This is a genomic window from Streptomyces cirratus (genome assembly GCF_014650775.1).
Lineage (GTDB): Bacteria > Actinomycetota > Actinomycetes > Streptomycetales > Streptomycetaceae > Streptomyces > Streptomyces cirratus.
The window spans coordinates 13301-36510 of sequence record NZ_BMVP01000013.1 but is presented as its reverse complement, the minus strand read 5'-3'; the positions used below and the strand labels follow the sequence as shown (position 1 = coordinate 36510).

General features: G+C 68.8%; 25 protein-coding genes and 3 pseudogenes. 15 read left to right on the top strand and 13 right to left on the bottom strand.

The annotated features are described in order from the left end of the window. The first annotated feature begins 52 nt into the window (after positions 1-52). The gene (locus tag IE207_RS25650; protein ID WP_308433670.1) at positions 53-904 is read left to right on the top strand and encodes a substrate-binding domain-containing protein; all 852 of its coding nucleotides are present in this window, start codon (positions 53-55) and stop codon (positions 902-904) included. Here the strand turns inward: IE207_RS25650 and IE207_RS25645 are convergent. From IE207_RS25645 to IE207_RS25635, 3 genes and pseudogenes are all read right to left on the bottom strand, one after another. Beyond that, positions 862-1644, bottom strand: a complete 783-nt coding sequence (locus tag IE207_RS25645) for a GNAT family N-acetyltransferase (RefSeq protein WP_190186672.1) — start codon at positions 1642-1644, stop codon at positions 862-864. The genes IE207_RS25650 and IE207_RS25645 overlap by 43 nt on opposite strands. Before the next feature lie 690 nt (positions 1645-2334). Further along, positions 2335-2787, bottom strand: a pseudogene (locus IE207_RS25640) (serine hydrolase); the annotation flags it as partial. A 37-nt stretch (positions 2788-2824) separates the two neighbouring features. After that, a pseudogene (locus IE207_RS25635) lies at positions 2825-3193 on the bottom strand (serine hydrolase); the annotation flags it as partial. Between the two features lie 657 nt (positions 3194-3850). On the opposite strand from IE207_RS25635, the gene IE207_RS25630 reads away from it, so the two are divergent. Next, positions 3851-4576: a peptidylprolyl isomerase gene (locus tag IE207_RS25630; protein WP_190186671.1), complete on the top strand. Its 726-nt coding sequence runs from the start codon at positions 3851-3853 to the stop codon at positions 4574-4576. 314 nt (positions 4577-4890) lie between these two features. Here the strand turns inward: IE207_RS25630 and IE207_RS25625 are convergent, their stop codons facing one another. Then, positions 4891-5271 (bottom strand): nuclear transport factor 2 family protein, encoded by a 381-nt coding sequence (locus IE207_RS25625; protein ID WP_190186670.1) that lies wholly within the window; start codon positions 5269-5271, stop codon positions 4891-4893. A gap of 112 nt (positions 5272-5383) precedes the next feature. Then, positions 5384-5806, bottom strand: coding sequence for a Dabb family protein (locus IE207_RS25620; RefSeq protein ID WP_190186669.1), 423 nt, complete (start codon positions 5804-5806; stop codon positions 5384-5386). Positions 5807-5908: 102 nt separating this feature from the next. Here IE207_RS25620 and IE207_RS25615 point away from each other — a divergent pair, with 102 nt between their 5' ends. Then, positions 5909-6547, top strand: a complete 639-nt coding sequence (locus IE207_RS25615) for a TetR/AcrR family transcriptional regulator (RefSeq protein ID WP_190186668.1) — start codon at positions 5909-5911, stop codon at positions 6545-6547. Between the two features lie 308 nt (positions 6548-6855). On the opposite strand, the gene IE207_RS25610 is transcribed toward IE207_RS25615, so the two are convergent. After that, on the bottom strand, positions 6856-7476 hold the full coding sequence (locus tag IE207_RS25610; protein ID WP_190186667.1) for a TetR/AcrR family transcriptional regulator: 621 nt from the start codon (positions 7474-7476) through the stop codon (positions 6856-6858). A gap of 54 nt (positions 7477-7530) precedes the next feature. Between IE207_RS25610 and IE207_RS25605 the strand changes: the two genes are divergently transcribed. After that, positions 7531-8145: a TIGR03086 family metal-binding protein gene (locus tag IE207_RS25605; protein ID WP_190186666.1), complete on the top strand. Its 615-nt coding sequence runs from the start codon at positions 7531-7533 to the stop codon at positions 8143-8145. A gap of 178 nt (positions 8146-8323) precedes the next feature. Here IE207_RS25605 and IE207_RS25600 read toward each other — a convergent pair whose 3' ends face one another. After that, positions 8324-9190 carry an alpha/beta fold hydrolase gene (locus IE207_RS25600; protein WP_190186665.1) on the bottom strand — a complete coding sequence of 289 codons (867 nt, stop codon included), beginning with the start codon at positions 9188-9190 and terminating at the stop codon, positions 8324-8326. Between the two features lie 106 nt (positions 9191-9296). Between IE207_RS25600 and IE207_RS25595 the strand changes: the two genes are divergently transcribed. Beyond that, positions 9297-9776, top strand: a complete 480-nt coding sequence (locus IE207_RS25595) for a CGNR zinc finger domain-containing protein (RefSeq protein WP_190186664.1) — start codon at positions 9297-9299, stop codon at positions 9774-9776. A gap of 215 nt (positions 9777-9991) precedes the next feature. Here IE207_RS25595 and IE207_RS25590 read toward each other — a convergent pair whose 3' ends face one another. Both IE207_RS25590 and IE207_RS25585 read right to left on the bottom strand, forming a co-directional pair. After that, the gene (locus tag IE207_RS25590; protein WP_190186663.1) at positions 9992-10678 is read right to left on the bottom strand and encodes an SDR family NAD(P)-dependent oxidoreductase; all 687 of its coding nucleotides are present in this window, start codon (positions 10676-10678) and stop codon (positions 9992-9994) included. 84 nt (positions 10679-10762) lie between these two features. Further along, entirely contained in the window at positions 10763-11155 is a 393-nt protein-coding gene (locus IE207_RS25585) for an ester cyclase (RefSeq protein ID WP_190186662.1), read from the bottom strand. A gap of 179 nt (positions 11156-11334) precedes the next feature. Here IE207_RS25585 and IE207_RS25580 point away from each other — a divergent pair, with 179 nt between their 5' ends. Beyond that, entirely contained in the window at positions 11335-11943 is a 609-nt protein-coding gene (locus tag IE207_RS25580; protein ID WP_190186661.1) for a TetR/AcrR family transcriptional regulator, read from the top strand. Between the two features lie 489 nt (positions 11944-12432). Continuing rightward, entirely contained in the window at positions 12433-13599 is a 1167-nt protein-coding gene (locus IE207_RS25575; protein ID WP_190186772.1) for a PP2C family protein-serine/threonine phosphatase, read from the top strand. Between the two features lie 300 nt (positions 13600-13899). Here IE207_RS25575 and IE207_RS25570 read toward each other — a convergent pair whose 3' ends face one another. Beyond that, positions 13900-14655 (bottom strand): dienelactone hydrolase family protein, encoded by a 756-nt coding sequence (locus tag IE207_RS25570; protein ID WP_190186771.1) that lies wholly within the window; start codon positions 14653-14655, stop codon positions 13900-13902. A 599-nt stretch (positions 14656-15254) separates the two neighbouring features. Here IE207_RS25570 and IE207_RS25565 point away from each other — a divergent pair. Both IE207_RS25565 and IE207_RS25560 read left to right on the top strand, forming a co-directional pair. Next, positions 15255-15428 (top strand): hypothetical protein, encoded by a 174-nt coding sequence (locus tag IE207_RS25565; protein ID WP_229873982.1) that lies wholly within the window; start codon positions 15255-15257, stop codon positions 15426-15428. A gap of 572 nt (positions 15429-16000) precedes the next feature. Then, entirely contained in the window at positions 16001-16738 is a 738-nt protein-coding gene (locus IE207_RS25560) for an SDR family oxidoreductase (protein ID WP_190186660.1), read from the top strand. A gap of 317 nt (positions 16739-17055) precedes the next feature. On the opposite strand, the gene IE207_RS25555 is transcribed toward IE207_RS25560, so the two are convergent. Further along, the gene (locus IE207_RS25555) at positions 17056-17565 is read right to left on the bottom strand and encodes a hypothetical protein (RefSeq protein ID WP_229874019.1); all 510 of its coding nucleotides are present in this window, start codon (positions 17563-17565) and stop codon (positions 17056-17058) included. Between IE207_RS25555 and IE207_RS25550 the strand changes: the two are divergent. Then, positions 17512-18039 (top strand): annotated as a pseudogene (locus IE207_RS25550) (IS630 family transposase); the annotation flags it as partial. The gene IE207_RS25555 and the pseudogene IE207_RS25550 sit on opposite strands and share 54 nt — an antisense overlap. Here IE207_RS25550 and IE207_RS25545 read toward each other — a convergent pair. Then, a complete protein-coding gene (locus IE207_RS25545; RefSeq protein WP_190186659.1) occupies positions 18036-18527 on the bottom strand; it encodes a MarR family winged helix-turn-helix transcriptional regulator in 492 nt (163 codons plus the stop codon). The pseudogene IE207_RS25550 and the gene IE207_RS25545 sit on opposite strands and share 4 nt — an antisense overlap. A 230-nt stretch (positions 18528-18757) precedes the next feature. Between IE207_RS25545 and IE207_RS25540 the strand changes: the two genes are divergently transcribed. Next, a complete protein-coding gene (locus IE207_RS25540) occupies positions 18758-19696 on the top strand; it encodes a transposase family protein (RefSeq protein WP_190186658.1) in 939 nt (312 codons plus the stop codon). 384 nt (positions 19697-20080) lie between these two features. Next, positions 20081-20404 (top strand): nuclear transport factor 2 family protein, encoded by a 324-nt coding sequence (locus tag IE207_RS25535; RefSeq protein WP_190186657.1) that lies wholly within the window; start codon positions 20081-20083, stop codon positions 20402-20404. Positions 20405-20515: 111 nt separating this feature from the next. On the opposite strand, the gene IE207_RS25530 is transcribed toward IE207_RS25535, so the two are convergent. Then, positions 20516-20866: a beta/gamma crystallin-related protein gene (locus tag IE207_RS25530; protein WP_190186656.1), complete on the bottom strand. Its 351-nt coding sequence runs from the start codon at positions 20864-20866 to the stop codon at positions 20516-20518. Positions 20867-21508: 642 nt separating this feature from the next. Here IE207_RS25530 and IE207_RS25525 point away from each other — a divergent pair. From IE207_RS25525 to IE207_RS25515, 3 genes are all read left to right on the top strand, one after another. Then, entirely contained in the window at positions 21509-22153 is a 645-nt protein-coding gene (locus tag IE207_RS25525; RefSeq protein ID WP_190186655.1) for a LysE family translocator, read from the top strand. A 123-nt stretch (positions 22154-22276) separates the two neighbouring features. Next, positions 22277-22657, top strand: coding sequence for an ATP-dependent DNA ligase (locus tag IE207_RS25520; protein ID WP_229873981.1), 381 nt, complete (start codon positions 22277-22279; stop codon positions 22655-22657). A gap of 143 nt (positions 22658-22800) precedes the next feature. Then, entirely contained in the window at positions 22801-23196 is a 396-nt protein-coding gene (locus tag IE207_RS25515) for a MerR family transcriptional regulator (protein ID WP_190186654.1), read from the top strand. Positions 23197-23210: the final 14 nt, after the last annotated feature.

Genomic DNA, 23210 nt, shown 5'->3' with positions numbered 1-23210 from the left:
AACGCTCGAAGCCACCGCGCGGAAGTACCGCACCAACTCGCCCTGACGAAACCTGCCCGACGGGTTCGGCCCGTCCCAGCCCGCCCACGAACGGCTGATCAGACGGGCCGTCGACGGAACCTGGCAGAACACCGCCGACGAGCGTGCACGGCCCCTGGCCCTGACCGTCACCGCGGACCACGCCGACGCCGCACCCGCCTTCGCAGCGTACGCACCCCCCGCGACACCCGAACTGGCCGCCGCACGGCTCGTGCCCGCCCTGTCCCGCCTGGCCGCAGGCGGAATGGACATCAAGACGTCCGTCGGCGTCAGCTACGAACTCCTCGACCACCTCTCCGACGGCTTCCTCGACCTGGTCGTCCCCACGATCAGGCCCCGCAGACGCGGGCTGGAAGCCACCCCCCTCGCCGACGAGGAACTCATCCTCGCCGCCTCGCCCGCGATGGCGCAGGAGCTGTTCCCGCTCGGGGTCACGGGGGCAGACGTGGACCTCGTGGCCAAAGCACCGCTCATCGCGTACGCCGAAACGCTGCCACTGATTCGCCAGTACTGGAAAGACGTCTTCGACGCCACGCCGACGACCGCACCCAGCGTCGTCGTACCGGACCTGCGCGCCGTCATGTCAGCCGTCATCTCCTCGGCGGGCATCTCGGTCCTGCCCCGCTGCCCGTGCTCCGCCGCCCTCTCCTCGCAAGCCCGGGTCACCCTCCTGGAACCGGAGCTCCCAACCGTCAACACCCTCCACCTGGTGGTCCGCTCCGGAGCCCTGGCCGACTACCGCCTCTCCCAGGTCCACAGCCAACTCCTGCGCAGCGCCCGAATGTGCTCCCGAGCCACACCCACCCGGGCCCGCCCATGCCCTCAGGACCGGTGCGGGCCGGCGGCGCCCCGTTCGAAGCAGTGAGAGCGGCCGATGACGCAGAAGCCGCGGCGCTCATACCAGTGTCGTGGCCAGTCCGTCGCATCAGCGGTCAGAAACCGGGTACCGCAGTCCTTGTCGGCGGCCAGGCGCAAGGCGGTGGTCAGGACGGCATCGGCGTAACCGCGCCTGAGGTGGGCCTGCGAGGTGATCAGGTCCTCGATCTGGGCTGTGCCGGTTGCCGGGTCCAGATAGAGGTCGGCCCACGACGCGACCTCTCCCTCCTCCGTGCGGGCACCGAGGAAGTGCACGATGTCGGCCCCGCGGCGGCGAACCTCGCGTCGGTCGACGAGATGGCGCAGGACCTCGTCGTCGACGCCCGGAAGCAGGCCCCGCCACCGCCGGGTGAGTGGGATACGTATCGCGTCGAGGTCCATCTCCTCCGCGGCCCCGCCGGCCGGCACGGGGCCCGCATGCAGCATGACCAGATAGGTGGAGTGGCTATAACCGGCCCGGATCAGCGGCTCCGCGCACGCCGTTCCGACTTCGTCGTCAAGGACGGATACCAGTCGGTGAGGCAGATGTCCCAGTGCCTCTTCCGCGATGGCGGGCACCGCCTCGGAGTCAACGATGCTGTCGATGATGATCTGGTTGTTCGCGTGGGAATGTGCAAAGGCGTCGTCAAATACGGCGAACCCGCCCGGGAGGTCGACGATGCGCGCGGCCTGGCGTCGGGCGAAGGCCGACAAGAAAGAGTTGATCCGCTGCAGTTCTGAGTTCGGCATGGCGGGAGCGTAGGCAGCCTTGGACCACGACTGCCTGCGAATTACCTCCGGCGCGACACCCGCCGGCGCCGCACACCCCGGCCCGTCCCCTCGCGTGCGCGACAGGCTGTCCTGGCGGCCTGTGCCCAGCGCACGGGAGACGCCGGCTTCACGCCAAAAGCTGAACACGGCCGCCCACACCCCGGGCGGCCTCGCCGCCACCGAGTCCGCGGCAAACCACTCTACGACTGGCGCACCGGGTGCCGGACCCGTCCGTCGTCACCGGGTCAGGCGGATGCCTCGGAAACCCGCACGGCCTGCGACGCCGTCCGCATGAAGCGGCGCAGCGTACCGGCGGCCCGAGGTGCGGTACTCGCAGCACGAGTGGGCACCACCACCCTGCCGGGAGGCGACAACGACGCGCCCTCCGGCCGCGTCAAGGACGTGGCCCGCGACATCGCCCGCACCGACGCCATCTCGGCGGCCGCGGCCGCACATCGGGCAGCCACCACGAGGTGGCCGCACCTGCTCACGGCGTCGCGGTCGGAGTTCGCCGGCCGGGCGATGGGCGGCAGCGTCCTGATCTCTCCTTCTACAGCAAGCCGACACCATGACCACGAGGAACCCGGCGGCACGGACCGCCGGATGGGGCCGGTGCACCGCAGAAACGCGTCTGCGCCCTCCGCCTCGCCCGGGTCGAGGCAGCCGCCCTCACCGGCCTCCTGGGCGGGCGTCGCGGGAGGCGGCCTGGTCCTGCCGGGTGCGCAGCAGGTCGAAGGCCGGGGCGTCGACGGGGCGCTGGGTGTTGCTCAGGACGATCGCGGCCGTGCCGGTCTCGGGATCGAAGCCGGCGAAGGACGCGAAGCCTCCGGTTCCGCCGTTGTGCCAGATCTGCATGTGGGCGCCCTCGCGGGGGTGCGGACGGTGGGCCCGCCGGCCGAGGTGCATCCAGGAGAAGCGGTTGTCGCGGTGCTCGACCTGCCGGGTGAGGCGGACGGCCTCCGCTAGCTCGGCGGGGCCGCCGCAGTCCAACTGCGCCCGTACGTAGGACACGAGGTCGGTCGCGGATGACCGCAGGCCGCCCGCCCCGGCCAGATCGGCCAGGTTCCACGGCTGGGTGCGGCGGCGCCTGCTGTCGTGGCCCTGGGCGAGTCGGCCGGGCCGGGCGGCGCGTGCGGGGGCGCAACAGGGCCCGCACCATCATGCCCTTGGGCAACCGGGGCAGACCGGAGGTGTGGGTGGCCAGGTGCCGCAGGGTGATCTCCTGTACGCCCCGCGTGGGTACGACCGTGTCCTCGGGCAGGAGCCGGGCCGGCGGCTCGTCGAGCTCCACCGTGCCGGCGACCGCCATCCGTGCCAGGGACAGCGCGGTGAAGGTCTTCGTCACCGAGCCGATCTCGAAGAGCGTGTCGGCGCTCGGTGTCCCGCCATCGGCCCTTCCGGTGGTTCCCGCCGCCGCGTATGCGACCTGTCCGTCGGCTACGACGGCGACGGCGACGCCGACCTGCCCTCGGGCAAGCCGCTCCGCGGTCGCCAGGGCGAGCGCGTCGAGGTCTTGAACTTTGTCCATGTCCGGATCCTGCGGGCGTGAGCACACCCACCGACAGCGCCCGGAGACCGATTCCCGAACCGTCGCCATCTGCCCTGAGGAGGAGGAAGTCCGAGACGAAAGCATGTGAACGGGTGGTGCGGTGGCAGCGGTTGGTTGTCAGCGGGTGACCGCGCTCGCGGACGGTGGCTGGCGACCGTTCCCGGCGTAAGGGCCGGATCCCGGGGTGGCCGTTGTCACGGCTGTTGCGCGTCCGCAGGGGGCGTCCGCAGGCGTTCTTGCAGTACGCATGTCTGCGGCCGGTGTCGGCGACGGCGAATACCGGCCCGAGAACCCGTAGCGGGGTGGGTCCATGCAGAGCATGACTGAGGGGTCGGCGGTGGGTTTCACCCCCGGATCGCGCCACGCTCGCACGGCCGTCCGCGACGGGATCGCGCAGCCGCCGACCCGCTGCGGTACGTCCAGTCGGCTCGACCACGTTGCTGCCATGGGCTGCCTGGCAGCAGGGCGGGTGGCTGTCATGGGGTTGCCCATGGCACGGGGCCTGGTGGTTGCGGTGGATCAGGGGTGACGGTGTGGTGGTGGCTGGCTCCTTCCCTCAACCATTCCCGCGGACCAAACCCACGCCCTAGACTGCGACCGCTCCAGGACCTGGCGATCATCGGGAGGGCGTGCGAGATGAAACGAGCACTGATCAGCGCATTCGCGGCCGTGGCGTTAGTCGTGTCCGGGGGGAGTGTCGCCGCTGCTTCCGACGGCGCTCCGCCGCACACCACGCACGGCCCTTGCCAGTACACACAGACCCCGGACGAGCCGCCGGCGCGCCCTGTTCCGCTGCCGCCTGACCCGCGGCGCACCCCCAGCCGTGGCACGGTTGATATGGCTGTTCCGACCAGCCAGGGCCCGCTCCCGCTGCACTTGGACCGCGCCAAGGCGCCGTGCACGGTCCAGAGTTTCCTGCACCTGGCACGGCACGGGTTCTACGACCGTACGGTGTGCCACCGTCTGACGGCGTATCCGACGCTCAAGGTCCTGCAGTGTGGCGACCCGACCGGTACCGGTGAGGGCGGCCCCGGGTACAAGTACAAGGACGAGCTGCCGGTGGACCTGCCGCCGGCACCGACCGATCCGACCGGCGCGCGCCGTCTCTATGGGCGCGGCCTGCTGGCGATGGCCAACGCCGGCCCTGACACGAACGGTTCACAGTTCTTCGTCGTTTACGGCGACTCCGCGCTGCGACCGAACTACACGGTGTTCGGCACGGTCGGCGCCGACGGGCTGACGACACTCGACAAAGTCGCCGCCGGAGGCATCGAGCCGACCGCGCAGGACCCGGCGCCGGTCGACGGCACACCCGTGCTGCGCACTGAGCTCCTCCGTGTCCGGCCGTCCTACAGGTATTGACGCCCCGTGACGCGAGCTCGGCCTCGCTGAGCGTGCCTGGCACCTGTGACCGCGGCGGCGGTGTGACTCCTAAGTCGGCTGCCGGAACCGTGATCTGCCCGTACCGGCCTCCGGCGGCCGAGTAGCGCAGGGGGGCGAACGCGGCACGCCTGGTGCTCGCCGTGGTCCGGGTCATGGACCGACGTCGTCAGACATGCGCATACTGAAGCGCGCCCCCGTCCAGACCCGTCCAGACCCGTCCTGCACGTAATGGCCGCCAGATGGAGCCGCATCGCGGTCGGCCAGGTCGAAAAACGCCAGGCCTCTCAGTCAGCTCATCGATCGGCGTTGCCCGCGACAGGACTGAGATAGAAGCGTGTCCAGTCGATGCGTCCGTCGCGGGTCGTCATGATGACTGGCCCGCGCATGACAGCTCGGGTGCCGTCCGGGGCTGTGCCGACCATCTCCCATTCCGACCAGAGTTCGTCACCGCCCGTGGCGCGGCGCAGAACCTCGGCCCGGATGTCGGGCAGCCGACCGAAGATGGCGGTCCAGTTCATGAGCACCCGGTCATTGCCGGTGAAGCCGTCTTGCGGCCGATGCGGGGTCTCGGACCGATAGGTGGTGGTGAAGCAGTCAGCGACCTGGCGAGGATCGTGGGAGTTGATCGCATCCTTGAGCCGGTCGATCGGGTCGATCGGGTCGTTCGTGTTCATCGCGAGCTCCTGGTCTTGCGGGCTGCAGCGCGCCGGCGCGGTCCGAATCCGAGCGCTACGCCTGGCGCCTCGTCAGGGATGTGGCTGGAAAGTGTCCGGCAGACGGCGCCGTTCAGGACGACGGGGTCGTCGTGCCTTCGCCGCCGGGCCTGGTGAAAGAGGCGGCCTGTGCCACGAGTGCGGCGATCTCGGGGTGTTCGGCGAAATGGCGGCCCTGTACCTGCTCGATCTTTGCTTTGATCTCCGGGTCGGCGGAGTCCGTGATGTCGAAGGCCTCAAACCGCGCGAGAAGTCCGATGCCTTCCAGTTCAAGGCGGACGTGAGCGGGATGGTTCAGGTACTCGTAGTAGCCGTCGAGGTCTTCGATCACGAACACGGCTCCGTACGCGAAGCCCTCGGCGGGGTGCGGGCCGACCACGTACGACTTCACGGCGGGGCAGGTCTCGCCGACCTGGCGCAGCAGGTCGAGGCAGGCTTCGACCTGCTCTTCGCCCAGGTCGGACTTGGGCGTCAAGCGGTTGATGTGGAAGATCACGGCTGCTCCTCAAAACTCAGTACGGTACCGTCTCGTCTTGGGTATTCTTAGCAGTGATCCCACCGGAGACGCAACCGTTCCGTCTCGAGTAAGGTGACGCCGGTGACCTCATCGCTGAACCCGGGCGAGGGCGGTGCTCGACGCGGCCGGCGCGGGCCCCGCCTCGACGACCGCACCACCACCGCGATCCAGTCCGCCTTCTTCGAAGAGCTGGCCGCCGTCGGCTACGGACGCTTGTCGGTGGACTCGATCGTCAAGCGCGCGGCGGTCAGTAAGGCCGCCGTCTACCGGAGGTGGCCAAGCAAGGCCGACATGATGGCCGCGATGATCGCGGAAGTCGCAACGGGCACAGTCGACATGCCGGACACCGGGTCGCTGCGCGGCGACCTGGTCGCGTTTTTCACCGCCACCTACGACGGCATGCGGCACCCGCTGGCCGCCCGCATCATTCCCGCGATCCTGTCCGAAGCGGGCAGGGACGACGCTCTGGCAGCGACCCTTCGTGAGACGGTCGAGGCGCCGCGGCGCGCCCAGGCCGAGGGCATGCTGCGCCGGGCGATCGAGCGTGCCGAACTCCCCGCCGACTGCGACCTGGATCTCGCGCTCGACCACATGATCGGCACGCTCTACTTTCGTGTCCTCGTGCGGCGGGAGGAGTTGGATCGCCCCGCGATCCAGCGTCTGACCGACGGAACGATCGCTGCGCTGGCGGCGACGCGTCTCCCTCGATCCTCCGTCTGACCGATCGTGGTGCCGCCCAGCCGCGGCGCGTGAGCATGTGGCCGGCACAAGCGCGCCATCACGAACACCGCCGATCACGCAGGCGGGCTCGCCGGGCGCCTGGCACCGGGCGTCAGGGTGTCACTCGTGTCCTCGGACTCGGACTCGTTCTCGCGCACCGCGGCTTCGGCGCGGACCGTGCGCGGCGATCCGTGCGGCCCTTCGGCGGCCGGGGAGGGCCCGGCCGGGTGCGTGCATGTGGCGGCTCGTGCGCGCTCACCATCCGTACGACCCGGTCTGCCCTCGGAGTCGACGTCAGCGCCGGTCCATCAACCGGCCCCACCGTCGATCAGTGTGGTGGTCAGGCACTCGTACAGCCACTGTGTCGAGCGTTCGAGCGGCCAGCCGCAGTCGTCGGTGAGGGTGAAGTAGGAGCCGTTGCCGAGGAAGTACCAGAGCACGTCGGTCGCCTCTGGCACGGTCAGGCCGGGGCGTAGGGCGCCCAGCTCGTCGAGTCGTGACGCGGTGGCGGCCAGCCCGGCTCGCAGGCTCGCGTGCGCGAGGCCGAGGCTCTCCCGCACGGCGGCGTCCTTGGGCGCGGCGGCCGTCACCTGGCGCATGAGCGGCCCCCACTTGCCGAACTCGTCGCACGTGCCGTCGACGATCATCCGCAACAGTGCGACGGGGTCGGTCTGTGCCGCGATGTGGTCGTGGATGCCGCCGGCTTCCGCGGCGTGCACGCCGTCCTCGATGAGCGTGCGCAGCAGGCCGCTCTTGCCCCCGCCTGCCGCGTACACGGTGGGCACGGCCACCCGCGCGGCACGCGCGATGTCCTCGACGCGCGTGTCGAAGTAGCCGCGCTCGACGAACAGCTGTCGGGCCGCGGCCAGGATCGCCTGCCGGGTGGCCGCCGCGTATTCGGCCCGCCGGCCGGAACCCTGTGTTGCCATCCCCCGATGATAGCTATAGTTATTCGATATAGTTACCTATCACAAGGAGCTGTAATGATCTTCCCTGTGCTGACGGACCTGGCGCGCCTGCTCGACGCGATCACGCCGGAGCAGGAGGGCCTGCCGACGCCGTGCGACGAGTTCGACGTGCGAACGCTGCGGCAGCACCTGCTCGGCTGGCTGGACTACTTCCAGGCCGCGCTCGCCGACCCCGCCGGCGACGTACGCCCCGAGCCGGAGGCCCGGGTGAACGAGGGCCGGTCCGAAGGTCGGCTGGACGACTCCGCGGCGGTCATCGAGAAGCTCACCGCGACATTGCGGGCCGCCCTGGACGACGCGGTGGCCACACGGAGCGTCAACGTGCCCAGGCTCGGCGGCGCCTATCCGGGCAGCGCGGTGATCGACCTGTTGCAGGTGGAGGTGCTCGGGCACGGCTGGGACCTGGCCCGGGCCACGGGCCTGGCGTGGCAGCCGGACCCGGCGGCCTCCGCGCACGCGCTCACCGTCCTCCAGGCGATGGTCAAGCCCGAGTACCGCGGCCCCGGCCTACCGTTCGGCCCCGAGGTGCCGGTGCCGGCCGATGCCCCCGCCCTGGACAGGCTCGTCGCCTTCACCGGCCGCGACCCGGGCTGGGCGCCCCGCGGAGATCTGCCGGTCGGCAGCCTGTAAGGCCGGCGCTGTCCCAGTCGTAGCAAGACGAGTGACTTCGCGTCGCCGGCGGGCGGGGGGCGACCCTGACGACTCGCCGGGCGGTCGCCGCTGCGAAAAGCGAGCGCCGGTCAGCCCGGCTCGGTCCGCATCACGGCGGCCGTCCGGGCCCGGCCCCCATGTCTGCACCTCAGCGGTTCTACCCGAGCACTCGCCCGAGGAAGCCGCGCAGGTAACCCGCGACGACGTCCAAGTGGCTCTCCAGCAGGAAGTGCCCGCCGTTGACCAGGTGAACCTCCGCCTCCTTGGCGTCGCGGGCGAAAGCCCGCGCCCCCGCCGGGCCGAAGATTTCGTCGTTGCGGCCCCAGACGGCGAGCACCGGGACCTCGCTGGTGCGCAGGAATTCGTGCAGCAACGGGTAGAGCGTGCGGTTGTTCCGGTAGTCCCGGAACAGTGCCAGCTGGACCTCGTCGTTGCCCTCGCGGGAGACGAGGGCGAAGTCGTGCTCCCAGGTGTCCGGGCTGACCAGGCTCGGGTCGGGGACGCCGTGGAGGTACTGCCAGCGGATGGCATCGATGCTCAGCGCGGCGCGGACGGCGGGTTCGGTGTCGGGGCCGGGGTTCGCCCCGTAGGCCCACACGTCGGCCCAGAACGACTCGACGAATCCGTCTTCATAACCGTTGCCGTTCTGGGTGACGAGGGCGGAGATCCGTTCGGGGTGCTCGAGTGCGAGGCGCCAACCGATGGGGGCGCCGTAGTCCTGGACGTAGAGGGCGTAGCGGTCCAGGCCCAATTGGTCGAGCAGTCCCGAGGTGAGTTCGGCGAGGGCGTCGAAGGTGTAGGCGAACTCCTCTACCGGGGGGGCGTCGGAGTGGCCGAAGCCGAGGTGGTCCGGCGCGATGACGTGGTAGTCGTCGGCCAGTAGCGGGATGAGCTCGCGGAACATGAACGAGCTGGTCGGGTAGCCGTGCAGCAGGACGATCGCGGGAGCGTCGGAGGGGCCTGCTTCGCGGTAGAAGATCTCGTGACCATCGATGGTGGCGGTCCGGTGGTGCACCGAGTTCATGTCTAACCTCTTAACACGTCTGATGTGGTTAGGTTCACGTCATGCAAGCACCCGATGGGCTAACCTGTCAAACGCATCAATACGGTTAGGAGGGAAGGGTTACTCGATGGACACGCTCCTGGACCTGATCAACAGCCGGCCACTGGTCAACGGCGAGGAGCAGGATGCGCTCGCCGACCCGGGCGGAGGCAGACGCTGGGCGCGGGAACGCGGCGGCGAAGGCAGCCCCGCAGAACTGGCACTGCTGCGCGAGACGAGGGACATCCTCCAGGGCATAGTGCGCGCGGAGCGCTCGCCCGACGCACTGGGCCCGCTGCTCGAAGGGGTACACCAGACCCCGGAGATAACTTCGGACGGTCTTCGCTGGACCCTCAAGACGCCGCCGCATGCCCGGTTGGCCGTCGAGGCGGTTCTCGCGTGGGCCGCCACCGAGCAGCAACTACCCGGCCGGCTTCGCCCCTGCGCCAACGCCGAGTGCCGGCTGTTCCTCCTCGACCGCAGCCGCGCCAACCGCGCCCGCTGGTGCTCGATGGCCGTCTGCGGCAACCGCGAAAAAGCGCGCCGCCACTACGAACGCACCCACTGAGGTCGTTCTCCTCCCGGCCTCCGACGGTGCTCCGGGCGTGATCACCCGTCAAAGGATTCCGAAGAGGTGAAACCCCCCTGCGCGTGAGGGGGGACTCTCAGGATCACTTCGAGCAGCAGCCGGCGCCGAAGGTGCGCTGACGCTTTGGTGCATGCAGGGCCCGGTGGGAGCAGGCGGGGCGGTCAAGGAATGCTGCCCCGCCTGTTCCCACACGGCTACCAGGGCACTTCGCCGTTCTCGTCCTGGAACGTTCCTGTCGGCCCGTCGGCATCGAGGGTGGCAAGACGCACGACCACCCTGGCGCTCTCCTCCGGGGTTCTTCCGATTCCGAATGCCGCGGTCATGTCGGTGGCGGTGGTGCCGGGCTCGACTGCGTTGAACTTGATGCCCGGCTGGGACTTGGCGTACTGGACCGTCAGCATGGTGGCTGCGGCCTTGGAGGCGGAGTACAGCGCAAGCGGCAAGCTGAACTCGGGCCGCGCCGGATTGGTCACTGCCCAGAAGGATCCGGCGCTGCTGGACACGGTGACCACGGTGGGGTTCGGGGATCGGCGAAGCAGAGGAAGGGCAGCTTCCGTGACACGCACGATCCCCACCGCGTTGGTGTCGAAGGCCCGGAGTGCCGTGGGCCCGTCGGTGCCTCCCTGCCCGAGGACGCCCGCGTTGTTCACCAGGACGTCGAGTCGCCCCTCGGCCGATTCGATGGCCGCCAGAGCGCTGCTCACTGACGCGTCGTCGGTCACGTCGAGCCGGACGAATCGCGCGCCAAGCGCCGCTGCGGCCTTTTCGCCGCGCTCGACGTCACGTGCGCCGATGTAGACGACGTGACCCAGCGCAAGGAGCTGTCGGGCTGTCTCGAACCCGATGCCCTTGTTGGCCCCGGTGATCAGAGTGATGGTCATGCGTACCCCTACGAATCGTGCAGCCCGGCCGGGCCGCTGGTGAGGGTGGGACTGTTGGGTGAGTCACTGGCGCTGATCCGGCACTCAGCAGGTCAGTTGCCGGAGAAGTTCGCCCGCGTCGTGCAGGGCGGTCATGTGCACGAAGCGCCCGTTACGGACGTGGTAGATGGCGTACTCGGTGATCTCGAACGAGGCGCCGGTAGGCGTGACCCCGAGCCATTCCTTCACCGGGGTACCCGTGTTGACGAGCCGCGCGGCCAGACGGTCACCGTCGAAGAGGAGCTCCTTGAGCTCCCAGTGGAGGTCCGGAACCGCGTCCACGTCATGCTTTTGCACCGCGATGAGGTCGTCCCGGGTAGCCGGCTCACCGTTGAGGGTGGTCCGGTCATCGATGAACTCGTCCATGCCGTCGAACGGGTGGGCGTTGAGCGCCTCGATGTAGCGCAGGTAGAAAGCGCGCAGGTCTCTGTCGGACACGGGGTGACCCTTCTGTGGGGTGGCTCCGGTGTGGAGCGGCAACCGGACGCTGATGAGATGCGACGCCTCACGGCCTCGCCGTGTCGACCGTTGCCCCCTCCATGTTCTGTAGCGATCGCTGCGGAAGGTGAACGTTAGCACTTCCGCAGCGATCGCTACGGAACGGGTAGACTGCGGGGGTGGAGAAGCAGCACAGCGGCCTCATCGGCCGCCCCCGGGGATTCGACGCCGACGAGGCTCTGGAGCGCGCCATGCTCGTCTTCTGGGAGCACGGCTACGAGGGAGCCAGCACGGCGATACTGACGAACGCGATGGGCATCTCCACCACCAGCATGTACGCAGCCTTCGGCAACAAGGAGAAGCTGTTCCGCAAGGTCCTGGAGCGCTACACCGAAGGCCCGAGCGCGTACCTCGCCCGAGCCCTGGAGGAACAGACCGCCTTCCAGGTCGCCACCGCAATCCTGGCCGGCACCGTTCGAACCACGACCCGCCCGGCCCATCCACGTGGCTGTCTGGGCGTCCAGGGCGCCCTGACCGCCAGCGGCTCCGGACAGGAGATCCGAGACCTCCTCATCGCCTGGCGCAACGACGGCTACCGCTGCATCCAGGATCGGTTCCAGCGCGCCGTCGACGAGGGCGACCTGCCCCCGCAGACCGATCCCGGGCTACTGGCCCGCTACCTCACCACCTTCGCCTACGGCATCGCAGTACAAGCCGCCAGTGGCGTGGATCGCGACGGACTCCAGGAGATGGCCGACGCCGCACTGCGCAACTGGCCACTCCTCTGAGGCACGCCCCGCAGTCGGACCGGTACCTCCTTCAGCTCCCCGAGCTGACCGGCGCAAGGCGACCCTTCCGTGACCCGGAGGTCGCCGACGAGGAGCCAAACGCGGTTGGCGCAGGCGCACGGACGCGCCCGCCGCTGGAACTGCGACGGGGAGCACGGGGGAGGGGCTACGGCCTACGGACCTCGTCTTCCGTTCGACCTCGCGCACGCCCTGGCCCGCAGGCCGGCATCACCGTCGAAGACCACTGATGAGGCCGGGCCTGATCACACTTCGATGGCCCGTACTCAAGGTCAGCTGTCCCAGAACATGGCAGAACGCACCGGAGGACTGGTGACGCCCTGTGCCGCGTGTTCTGCTCCGCCGGAGCGGCTGGACGGGTTCGCCGTCCGTATCCGCATCCGATCGGCGGTCGGTGTGCGAACTGTCTCGGTGGGGATGCTGTCGTTTCGCGGGGAAGGAAAGTTTCGTATCCCCTTTTTGGAGGCGGTTGTGGCGGATGATCGGATCGGGTTGGCGGAGGTCTTGGCGGCTGCGGAGAGCGCGGCGCCGGTGGACTCCCTGGACGTTGTGGCGCGTAATCTGCGGGACCGGTTCGGGGCGCGGTATGTGTCGTTCCTGTTCGTCGACGTGGTCGGCCGGCGCCTGCTGCGCGTTCACGACACGGCCACCCGGGAGCGAAAGGACCGCGCCGAGGAGATCCCCCTCGCCGGCAGCAGTGTCTACGACGATGTCCTGCGCTATCAGCGTCTGGTCCTGGCAGCGGACGGCGGCCAGGGGCAGCGGGTCCTTGCCCCCGTCACCAACCGCGGTGACACCATCGGCGTCCTGGAGCTCTTCCTCACCGACGTCACCCCGGACGTCCTGGAACAGGTGGAGGAGGCCGCGCACGCGCTGGCGTACGTCATCGTCACCGACCGCCGCTTCACCGATCTCTACCACTGGGCCAACCGCACCATCGGGGTGAGTCTGTCGGCGGAGATCCAGCGCCAGCTCCTGCCTACCGCTGCTGCCTGCGAGGCCCCGCAGTTCACCCTCGCCGGAGCTCTGGTGCCCGCCTCGGACATCGCCGGGGACACCTACGATTACAGCCTCGACCAGTACACCCTGCACCTGTCGATCACCGACGCGATGGGCCACGACATCGACGCCTCCCTCATGGCGACCCTTCTTGTCAACGCCTCCCGCGGCGCCCGCCGCGCCGGAGAAAACCTCGCCGAACAGGCCCGCCAACTCCACCAGGCCCTCCTCGACCACGGCAGGCAGAGCCTCGCCACCGGTCAACTGCTGCGCATCGCCCTGGACGGCACCGGCGCCCAGCTCGTCAACGCCGGTCACCCCTGGCCGCTGCGCCTGCGCGACGGCGCCGTCGAGGAACTCCGCCTGGCGGTGGACCTGCCCTTCGGCATCCCAGCCCAGGGCGCCTACCGCGTCCAGGACCTCGACCTGCGACCCGGTGACCGTCTGCTCCTGCACACCGACGGCATGCAGGAACGTGACGCCGAATCGGTCGACCTGCCCGGCCTGCTGCGCAAGACGGCTGATGACCATCCGCGGGAGGTGGTGCGCGCTTTGGTCGGTGCGGTCACCGGTGCCTACGACGGCCGCCCGCCGAAGGACGACGCCACCGTGCTGTGCCTCGACTGGTACGGCCCCTGATGCGGATGCCGAATTCCCCCCGAGTCGGCTCTTCGTTCCCCAGTCGTTGCCGGCAGAGGCCGGGGCCGCCTGATCGCGCCTGTCGCGCAGGAGGCCGCCGTTTGACCTTGAGTGGTGATCGGCCGGCGATGGCCCACGGGGCCGGCTTGGGTTCGGGTTCAATGCGCAGGATGCGGCCGGGTGAGGGGCCGCTGAGGCAAGACTGTGGCGCAACGGCTGTTCTCATGGGGCGGCCCGGCCACTGGGACGGAGGACGGCCCGCGTGGTCGTCAGCCGGATGGGATCAGGTGGTCGGTCCCTCTACTTGACGCGGTCGAGGAAGCCGAGCACCCGAAGGTTGACCTGCCGTGTGGCCTGTTCTTCATGGGAGGGGAGGCTGCTGTCGGTGAACAGGTGCCTGTCGCCGGGGTAGAGGAACAACTCGGCATCCGCTGCGGTCCTGACGATGGCGCGGGCTGCGTCCACGTCGTCCTCTCCGGCGAAGAACGGATCCGCGTCCATGCCATGGATCTGGACCGGGACGTCCTGCGGCCAGGCGCCGCCGAATTCCGAGGCCGGGACGCATGCCTCGAACAGCAGTGCGCCCCTTGCCCCGGGGCGGGTCTGAGCCAGCTTCTGCGCCGGCAGGACGCCGAGCGAGAAGCCGATGTAGACGAGCTCGGCGGGCAGTTCCTCGGCGGCGGCGGTTCCGCGCGCGGTGATCGTGTCGAACCCGGCGTTCTCGGCGTAAGCCATGCCTTCCTCGAGGTTGTCGAATACCAGTCCCTCATACAAGTCTGGAAGATGGACGGTGTGGCCAGCCTGCCGCAGGTGTTCGGCGAACTCGCGAATACCGGCGGTCAGCCCGTGCCCATGGTGGAAAACCAGCACCTCAGCCATGGTGCTCCCCTCGGGTTGCGGCGCCCGGGCGGCACCGCGGCACTGAGTATGAACCGCAGCACTGACATGGGAGCCGAAGGAGCACACCACCGTGCTGTGCCCGGACCGGTACGGCCCCCGCCCCTGGCCCCGCAGGCCCGCAGGCGGATTCTCCAGAGGTTTGACGTCCCGCGGCATTCTGCCGGCGCGCGCGGAGCGCAGGGCCGGGCGGTGTCCGCCCGCCGCAGTGTTTCCGGCGTACTTCGCAGCTGGATCACGCACGGGCTCCTGACGTTCGGCTGAAGCCCCGCAGCGCCCCCGGCCGTGAAGCGGCCGCTGCTTCTCCTGCCCCACGCCCAACGCCCCGACAAGCCCCCGCCTGCCTGGGGCCGAGCCCCGCTCGGCTCTTCCCCGGGCAGGAGTACGCCTGATGGTGCGCCGGAGTGCACTGTCCCCAGTGCCGTTTGCGGGGCGGCTAGACCAGGGGGCGATGAATGTCAGAGCCACGCCGACGGGTGTGCGTGGGGTGTGCAGGCGAGTGTGACGGGAATGTCCGCATCGGGCAACCGCCCTCACGGGGCGCTGCGCTCGGGCGGGGCCGGGGTCGAGAGTGTGGCCCTCGGCTCGCTCCGGGCCGGGAATCCCGCACCGGTTGCCGTCTCCTGCTTCGGCAGGCAGGGCGCTGTTGCTGAGGGAGCGTCACCCATGTCTTCTCTTCCTTCCGTCCGTCGTGTCACCGCGACCGTCTTGGCCGCCGAAGCGGTGGTGGGCGCTCCCGCGCTGCCGTACCCGCGTTCATGCAACTGTGGTGGACCCAGTACGCCATCGCCCGTGACCCGGGCCTCGAAGCACACCTCCACGACCTCGAAGCACGGGCGGCGACATCCGAGGAAGCCGAGGAGTCCGCCCGGCTCCTGGCCGAGTACAGCAGGCTGCGCCGGGCAGCGGGCGCCGTGGATCCCGGGCTGTGACAGCCCTGGCAGATGGACTGGACGACCGAGGCACGTCAGGAGTTCGACCACATGCCCGCCGATGGCAGGCAACTCATTCTGGCCGCCCGCGCCGAACTCGTCACCGCCACGGACCCGTACTTCCGGGGCATCGATGCCGACGCCTCCCTGCCGCACTGGATCACCGTCCGCCCCTTGCCTCGACCAGCCCAGGCGGCCCGCACATCGCCGACCTCGCAGGCGGCCGCAGATGGCTCATCTGCACCTTCATCCGCCGCCACGCCGAGCCACAGATCACCGTCACCGATGCCTTCTGGGCATGAACGGTCGAACCGCCCCCCTCTCTTCCTCCCATGGACTTACCGGTCTGGGACGGGTACCTGCTGGGCGGTACCTCACCGCGCTGGCCGCCCGATGCGGCCGGGAGAGGTGATAGGGCTCGCCGAAATTCCCCACCCCCTGAGCCCACGCCTGCGCACGCGGCACCACGGCTATCGATGAGAATGATCATGATCGGATGGCGTGCCGATTTCATTCCGCCGTGCCGTAGGCAAGCGCACTGAACGGCGCGCACCAGCGAAAGGAAGTGGATCATGTCGGGTATCCAGGGCAAGGTCATTGCGATCACAGGTGCAAGCAGTGGCATCGGTGAAGCGACTGCGGCCTACCTCGCCGAACGCGGCGCCAGGCTCATACTCGGCGCCCGCAGGGAGGACCGGCTGAAGGTGGTCGTGGACAGCATCACGGCCAAGAGGGGCACCGCCACCGGCGTCCTCGTCGACGTCACGCGCCGCGAGGACCTCCAGCGCCTGACGGACACGGCCCTCGACCAGTTCGGCCGGCTCGATGTCCTCATCTCCAATGCCGGCACGATGGCCGTCTCGCCATTCGACGACCTGCGCCAGGACGACTGGGACGCCATGGTCGCCACCCACATCACCGGCCTGCTCAACGGCATCGGGGCGGCACTCCCCATCTTTCGCCGGCAGTGCTCCGGCCAGTTCGTCAACGTCGGCTCCACCGCGGCCTACGTCGTCAAGTCCCCCCAGGCCGTCTATGCGGCCACCAAGACGGCCGTGAAGGTGCTCACCGAGGGTCTGCGCCAGGAATCGGGCCCCGACCTGCGCGTGACTCTTGTCTCGCCGGGCTTCACCAACACCGAAGGCATAGGCAAAGGAGCCAGCCCCGAGGTCGCGGCCGCGATGACCCGCCAGCGTGACGAGATCGCCATGCCGCCCTCCGCCATCGCCTCCGCCATCGGCTACGCGATCGAGCAGCCCGACGGCGTCGACGTCAGCGAGATCGTCGTCCGGCCCACCCCGCAAGCCTGACGAGAGGGAGCATCGGTAACGCTGTACGAGGCCCAACGCCGGGCACGGCCCGCACACTCCGTGAGCGGGCCCCCGTTGCCGACAGCAACCGACTGGGGAACGAAGAGCCGACCCGGGGAAAATTCGAGATCCGCATCAGAGGTTCGAAAGCGGTTGTGACGACCGCTGGCTGCGTAGATGACAACGGAGAACGTTTGTAGCCGAGTCGCAGGAGCGGTCGCTTGTCGCTGATGCCCGGAATGTTGATGAGGCGCAGAAACGCCTGTCGGCGTGTCGGGTCAGCCCATGGCCTGCAAAGGTTGTCATGACTGTGATCGCTACGTGGGCGTCGTCTCTCGGTGTCGGGTTGCCGTCGTTGGAGTGGTGGCGCCTTTCAGGCAGCGGTCCAGGAGTGCATGCATGCGAGGGATGGGGAGGGACGGGTTGGCCGCAGCGCCCTCTGCCGTGCGGGGGTCGGCGAGGAGGGCCTCCAGAGTCTGAGGTGTCAGGCTCGGGTCGGCCGCGGCTGCCCGGCGCACCGACTCGTTGGGGTCGTCCACGGGGGGCGCCGGCATGGTCAGCAGGTGCGGTCGGTGGGTCCGGCGGGTGACGAAGACGTCCAGGAGGAGGTGCGGCGGAGCCAGGGGCTGGTGGCATGCCAGCAGGATCCGCACCTCCTCGTCGTCGTCCTGTGCCAGCGCGTCGACGAACATCGCGGGCAGTCCCGGCCAGGTCGCCGCAACCCGGCGCAGTTCCGGTTCCTCGGACGCCGCGCAGGCGGCGAACCAGTCGGGCGGTCCCAGCCGGTCCTGCCGATGATGCCCGGCGTTCCCGAGCGCCGCAGCCACGACTACGTCCGCGCCGGCACCACCACCTTGTTCGCGGCCCTGGAAGTCGCGACCGGCAAGGTCATCGGCTCGCTCCACCGCCGCCACCGGGCGGCCGAGTTCAAGAAGTTTCTCGCCAAGGTCGACAAGGAGGTCCCGGCGGACCTGCAGGTTCACCTGGTCCTCGACAACTACGCGACCCACAAGACCCCGGACGTGAAGAAGTGGCTGCTGGCGCACCCGCGGTTCCACCTGCACTTCACCCCCACCAGTTCGTCCTGGCTGAACCTGGTCGAGCGGTGGTTCGCCGAACTCACACAGAAGAAACTCAAGCGCGGCGTCCACCGCTCCGTCCAGGCCCTAGAACGCGACATCCGCGCCTGGCTCGCCGACTGGAACGACCACCCACGGCCCTTCGTCTGGACGAAGACAGCCGACGAAATCCTCGACGAAGTCGCCGCCTACTGCCACCGAATCTCTGACTCAGGTCACTAGGAGATCCCGTTTCCCTCGACGTTGGCGATCATCGTGCGCAGCACCTTGAGTGCGGCCACGTACTCCTCGTCACTGATGTCCTTGTGGACCTCCGCGCGCAGTTCCGTGGCCAGCCTGCGCAGCCGGATCCTGGCGGCCTCGCCGGCATCGGTGAGATGCAGGTTCTGTCCGGTGTCGATCCGTAGCCAGCCACGGTGCAGCAACTGGTCGATGACCCGAGGGATCTCGTGCTGTCCGCCCGCGAGGGGGGTCAGCTCGGCGATCACCCCTTCACGGCTGGGTGGCGTGGGGCCGCCGGTCACCCGGTTGAGTACCCAGTACTGCGGTTGGGTGACATCGATCCTGGCCATGGCGTCACGCAGACGCCGGGTCACCGCTTCGTGGACGAGGCCGGCCCAATAGCCGATGGGCTGGCTGGCCAGCATGTCCTCTGTGGCGGCCGGATCAGCCGGCGCCTGGTCAGTGATGCTGCCGCTTAACGGTTTCATGATCGCGACGCTACATCGCCGTCGTGCACCTGGACACCGTCGAACGCTGGATCTCCGTCTCAAGCACTGCGCTGCCTGGCCGGGCACACCGGAGGGCTCGCCATCGAGAGCAATTCACCCCGCCTCGCCCATATTCGCACCTCTCGGTGCCGACCAAAGAGAACAGGCCGTAACGAGCTCATGCATGGTTGGCGGTGCGACGCTTGGGCCTGGTCACTGATCATGTTCCTGTGGTGGGGAACGGGACTCGCGCGGCGATCATCAGCGACCGGAGGATCGCAGGGCTGTCGGCCGATGTGATCGCCGAACTCGTCGCCGAGGTGGGCCCGTTATGGCATGAGCGACACCAGGCAGGACTGGAGTCCAGGCCGCGGAAGCGGGCCGTCGGGGCCGGTGCGAAGCACCGGCTGGTCTTCATCGACCGGCTCCTGGCCACCCTCGTTCACCTTCGTCATGGTGCGACTCACGATGTGCTGGCCTGCTGGTTCGGCGTTGACCGCTCCACGATCACCCGGGCGATCGGCGAGGTGCGGCCGCTGCTCGCAACTCGCGGCTGCACCATCGCGGCCGGCATCCGGCTCCGCACCCTCGCCGAAGTCATCGGCCATCTCGGCACCAGCGGACAGACCGGCATCATCGCCGGCACCGAAATCCGGGTCCGCAGGCCCGCTGTCGGCCGCAAGGACCGGGAGAAGTTCATCTCCGGCAAGAACAAGCAGAACGCCGTCAAAGCCATGATCTTCACCGATGCCAGCGGCAGGATCCTGTTCTGCAGTCCAGCCCAGCCGGCAAGCTGTGCAGATATCACCCACGCCCGGCAGTTAGGCCTGGTCAAGCACCTGACTGGCAGTCCAGTGCCCGTGGAGATCCTCGCCGACGCCGGCTACCAGGGCCTGGGCGCCCAGACCGGCGGCCGCGTCGTGACGCCACCACACCGTAAATTCAAGATGAACCCGCCCCACTGGTACGAGCAACTCTATGAACGCCAGCGCAAGGCGCACTCTTCACGCCGGATTCACGTCGAGCACGGCATCGCACACCTCAAGAACTGGCGTGCACTCGCCCGCCACCACGGCCGCCGTGACCACATGAGCGACACGCTCCAAGCCGTCGCCGGACTGCTCTCACACCAGCAGACCGCCACCCGCAGGCCCAATCAGCCACAGTGACCACCAGGCCTACCTGCACCTTTCGACGTCGCACCGCCAACCATGCACGAGCTCGTTAGGCGCGGCGGTATGCCGCCGTCCGGAAGCGCGGTGGCTGGCTTCCGCGTAGCCAGACGACAAAGCCCTGGCCGGTGTTCGCCTCTTTGCCGAGCGGGAGGCGACCTTCGGGCGATGACCGAACGTTTCGTCCTGGGTACCGGCCCGTGTTATACCCGCAGGTCCTCGACGTGCTGAGGGCACAGGCGCAGTAGCTGGCGGTCACCGTCTGAAGGGCCCGCGGCTCACCCGTCTGCGTGGCTGTGGGGGAGAGTTGCCTTTCCGGTCTTCGCTGCTGGTGTTTCCTGGTCGCGCAGCAGCATCCGTACGCCCTGACTGGGAGGCCTCGTGATCAATGTGAGCCAGCTGACCGATCCTGCCGTCCGTGCTTTCGTCACGGCCGTCAACGCGAACGACCGGGCCGCCTTCCAGGCGGCACTCGCACCGGGCGCGACGATGTCTGATGACGGTACGGACCGCGATATCACCGATTGGGCGGAGCGGGAGATCTTCTCCTCCAACGGCCACATGGACGTCGCCTCCGAAGCCGACGGCGGACGGTCCCTGCTCGTCGAGTACCGCAACGACACTTGGGGCGTGATGCGCACCAAGTGGCGCTTCGACGTCACCGCCGACGGGCACATCAGCCGCTTCGAGACCGGCCAGGCCTGAACCACAACCCTCAGGCTTCAGGCTGGCCTGTCGCGATGACGCCGCGGGCGGTATGGAGGGCCCGCCGATCGGCGGGCCCTCCATACCGCGGGTCTGGTCAGTGGAGGGGCGTCACCACAGCTCAGAGAAGTTGACGGCCACGTTCTCGTGGGCCTGGTCGATGTCGGTGAGGCCGCTGCCGTTGATCTGTGCCGTGTTGGACCGGTTGGTGCCGCCGTCCGTGATCACGATGGACGAGGTGCGGTCGTTGATTCCGCTGCTGAGGTTCGGTGCGTCGCTGGTGAGTTCGAGGCTTTCGCCGTCGAAGTCGCGGCCGTCGAACAGGGTGACCGTCCATCCGGCCGGGACGCGCACGGAAGAGATGGTGTCGTTGAAGTTCTCGTCGAGCACGTGTCGGCCCGGGCCGAGTGCTGCGCTCTTGCCCTGGTGGTTGGTGTCGGAGAAGAAGACCGCTTCAGCCATGACAGCTCCATCACTTGAAGTGCTTGGGATGAAGCAAAGAGTAACCAAGATCCGCTACGTGCCCAGCCGACCCCGAGGGCGGCGAGGGCGGCGAGCTGCCCAGGGTCGAGCCGGTCGCGGCACTGTTTCTGGTTGGCGATCCACACCCCAGCCCGGAGCCCTGACCCATCGGGCATAGGTGGGATGTGCGCCCGCCGGGGAATCGCGCTTCCCGTTCGATGTGCGGGGTGAGGGCTTGTGTACCCATGGGGAGGCTTCCGCGCCGCGCCGGCCCGCGCGGCCGCTGTGCAGGCTCGTACAACCAGCGTCGGCTTCACGTCGAGCTCGGCCGGCCGGCGCTGCTGCTCTTCGGAGAGCCGGCGGAAGTCGCGGTGAAGGTGGCGTATGAGCAGAAGTTCGACGGTTCTCCAGATGTCTTGAGATGTCTCGACTGAGGTGCGTCTTGAAGGCCGCCTTTCAATCCCGGTCGGCTTCAACTGCGGGCTCAGCACTGGATGTCGGCGGCGCGCCAGGAACGGGGCCGAGGGTGGGTGCATGAGGACAGCGAGCGGCAAGGCCGTACTCTGCAGACGGCAAGACCAGGCGCTGCTGATGCGGCATAGCGTTCGTATCAGGTGCCACGAATGACCAGGAGGTTGACCGGTGATCACTCTGACCGCAGTCGCAGGGGTGGCCCTGGTCGAACTGGGCATGGCCCTGACTCCGGGACCAAACATGATTCACCTCGCCTCTCGCGCCATCACTCAAGGCCGTAGGGCGGGCCTGGTCAGCCTCAGTGGGACCGCCGTGGGATTCGTGTGCTATCTGCTGGCGGCGGCTGCAGGCCTGTCGGCGTTGTTCGCTGCGGTGCCGATGGCGTTCATGGTGGTCAAGCTTGCTGGGGCCGCTTATCTGGCCTACCTCGCATGGGGCATGCTCAAGCCCGGCGGCCGCTCACCCTTCGCCCCGGCCCATGACCTGCCCCCCGTCTCTGACGCCCGCCTGTTCTCGATGGGGCTGCTGACGAACGTGCTCAACCCCAAGATCGCTCTTATGTATGCCGCCCTACTGCCCCAGTTCTTGGATCCACAGGGAGGTCCGGCCTGGGGGCAACTGCTCCAGCTCGGTGGGGTGCAGATCATCGTGGGGATCTCGGTGAACGCTCTGATCATGTTGGGCGCAGCGCGGATGTCGGGGTTTCTGACTGCCCGGCCCCGTGCGATGACTGCCCAGCGCTTCACGGCAGGCGGCCTGCTCGGCGTCTTCGCGCTGCGCACCGCTCTGTCCCGTACCCCTGTTTCCACCTGAACCAGGCCCGCGTCACCGTGACGCCAGACTTGGGCCCCGTCACTCGCTCTGGGGCCGTCTTGTCGGTGGACGGGTGTCTCATGAGACACATCAAGGTCTGGAGAACGACGCTACCGGGCGCTGGTGTTCACCCCGGTCGGGCCGGGTGGGCGGGTGCTGCTCCAGACCCGCCGCGGCGCCCTGGTCCAGGGCGCGTTCCCCGATCTCGTCGCGGCCGCCGAGGCGCAGCTCTTCGCCGGCCTGGTCCTGGACGACGAGCTCTTCGTGTGGGACGCCAAGGCGGGCGCCCTGTCGTTCGAGGGGTTGCAGCGTCGGGCCGCCGCCCGCACCCGCAGCGCTCCCGGGTTGCCCGTGAGGATGGCGGCCTTCTTCGTAATGTTCGGCCTCTTGCAGCTCGACGGCCAGGAGCTGCTCGACCTGCCCTACATGGAGCGCCGCGCCCGCCTGGAGGCCCTGTTCGCCGACCACGCCCTGACATCCCCGTGGACCCTGTTGTCGGCGTAGTGAGAAAAGTGCTCAGGCGTGTACAGGCGAACGTGTTCAGTCGTGGGACCGGGACGACGACCTTGCGGTCGTGGGGGTGTCCGCGAGCGTTCATGACTTGCCGGCGGTCTGGACTTGGAGTACGCGGGCGTAGGCTCTCAGGGATGCGGATAGGCGAGTTGTCCAAGCGCACGGGCGTGAGTCCGCGCTCACTGCGGTACTACGAAGAGCAGGGTCTGCTGACCAGCTCGCGCTCCGAGGCGGGGCAGCGTCACTATTCCGATGCTGCGGTCCAGCGCGTGTCGCTCATCCGGCAGTTGTTCGACGCGGGTATGTCCAGCCGGGTGATCGCGACTGTGCTGCCGTGTGTGGACGTCCCGGGTGACCTGGGTGTTGCTGAGGAGACGTTCACGGCGATGATGCGCGAGCGCGACCGGATCGACGCCGACATCGTGCACCTGATCGAGACTCGGGATGCACTCGACGTGCTGATCAGGGGCAACAGACGGCACCGGGCGGAGCTGTCCACGGCTCCGGCACCGGTGGCGCAGTCGTCCTGATGCTGTGATCTGCA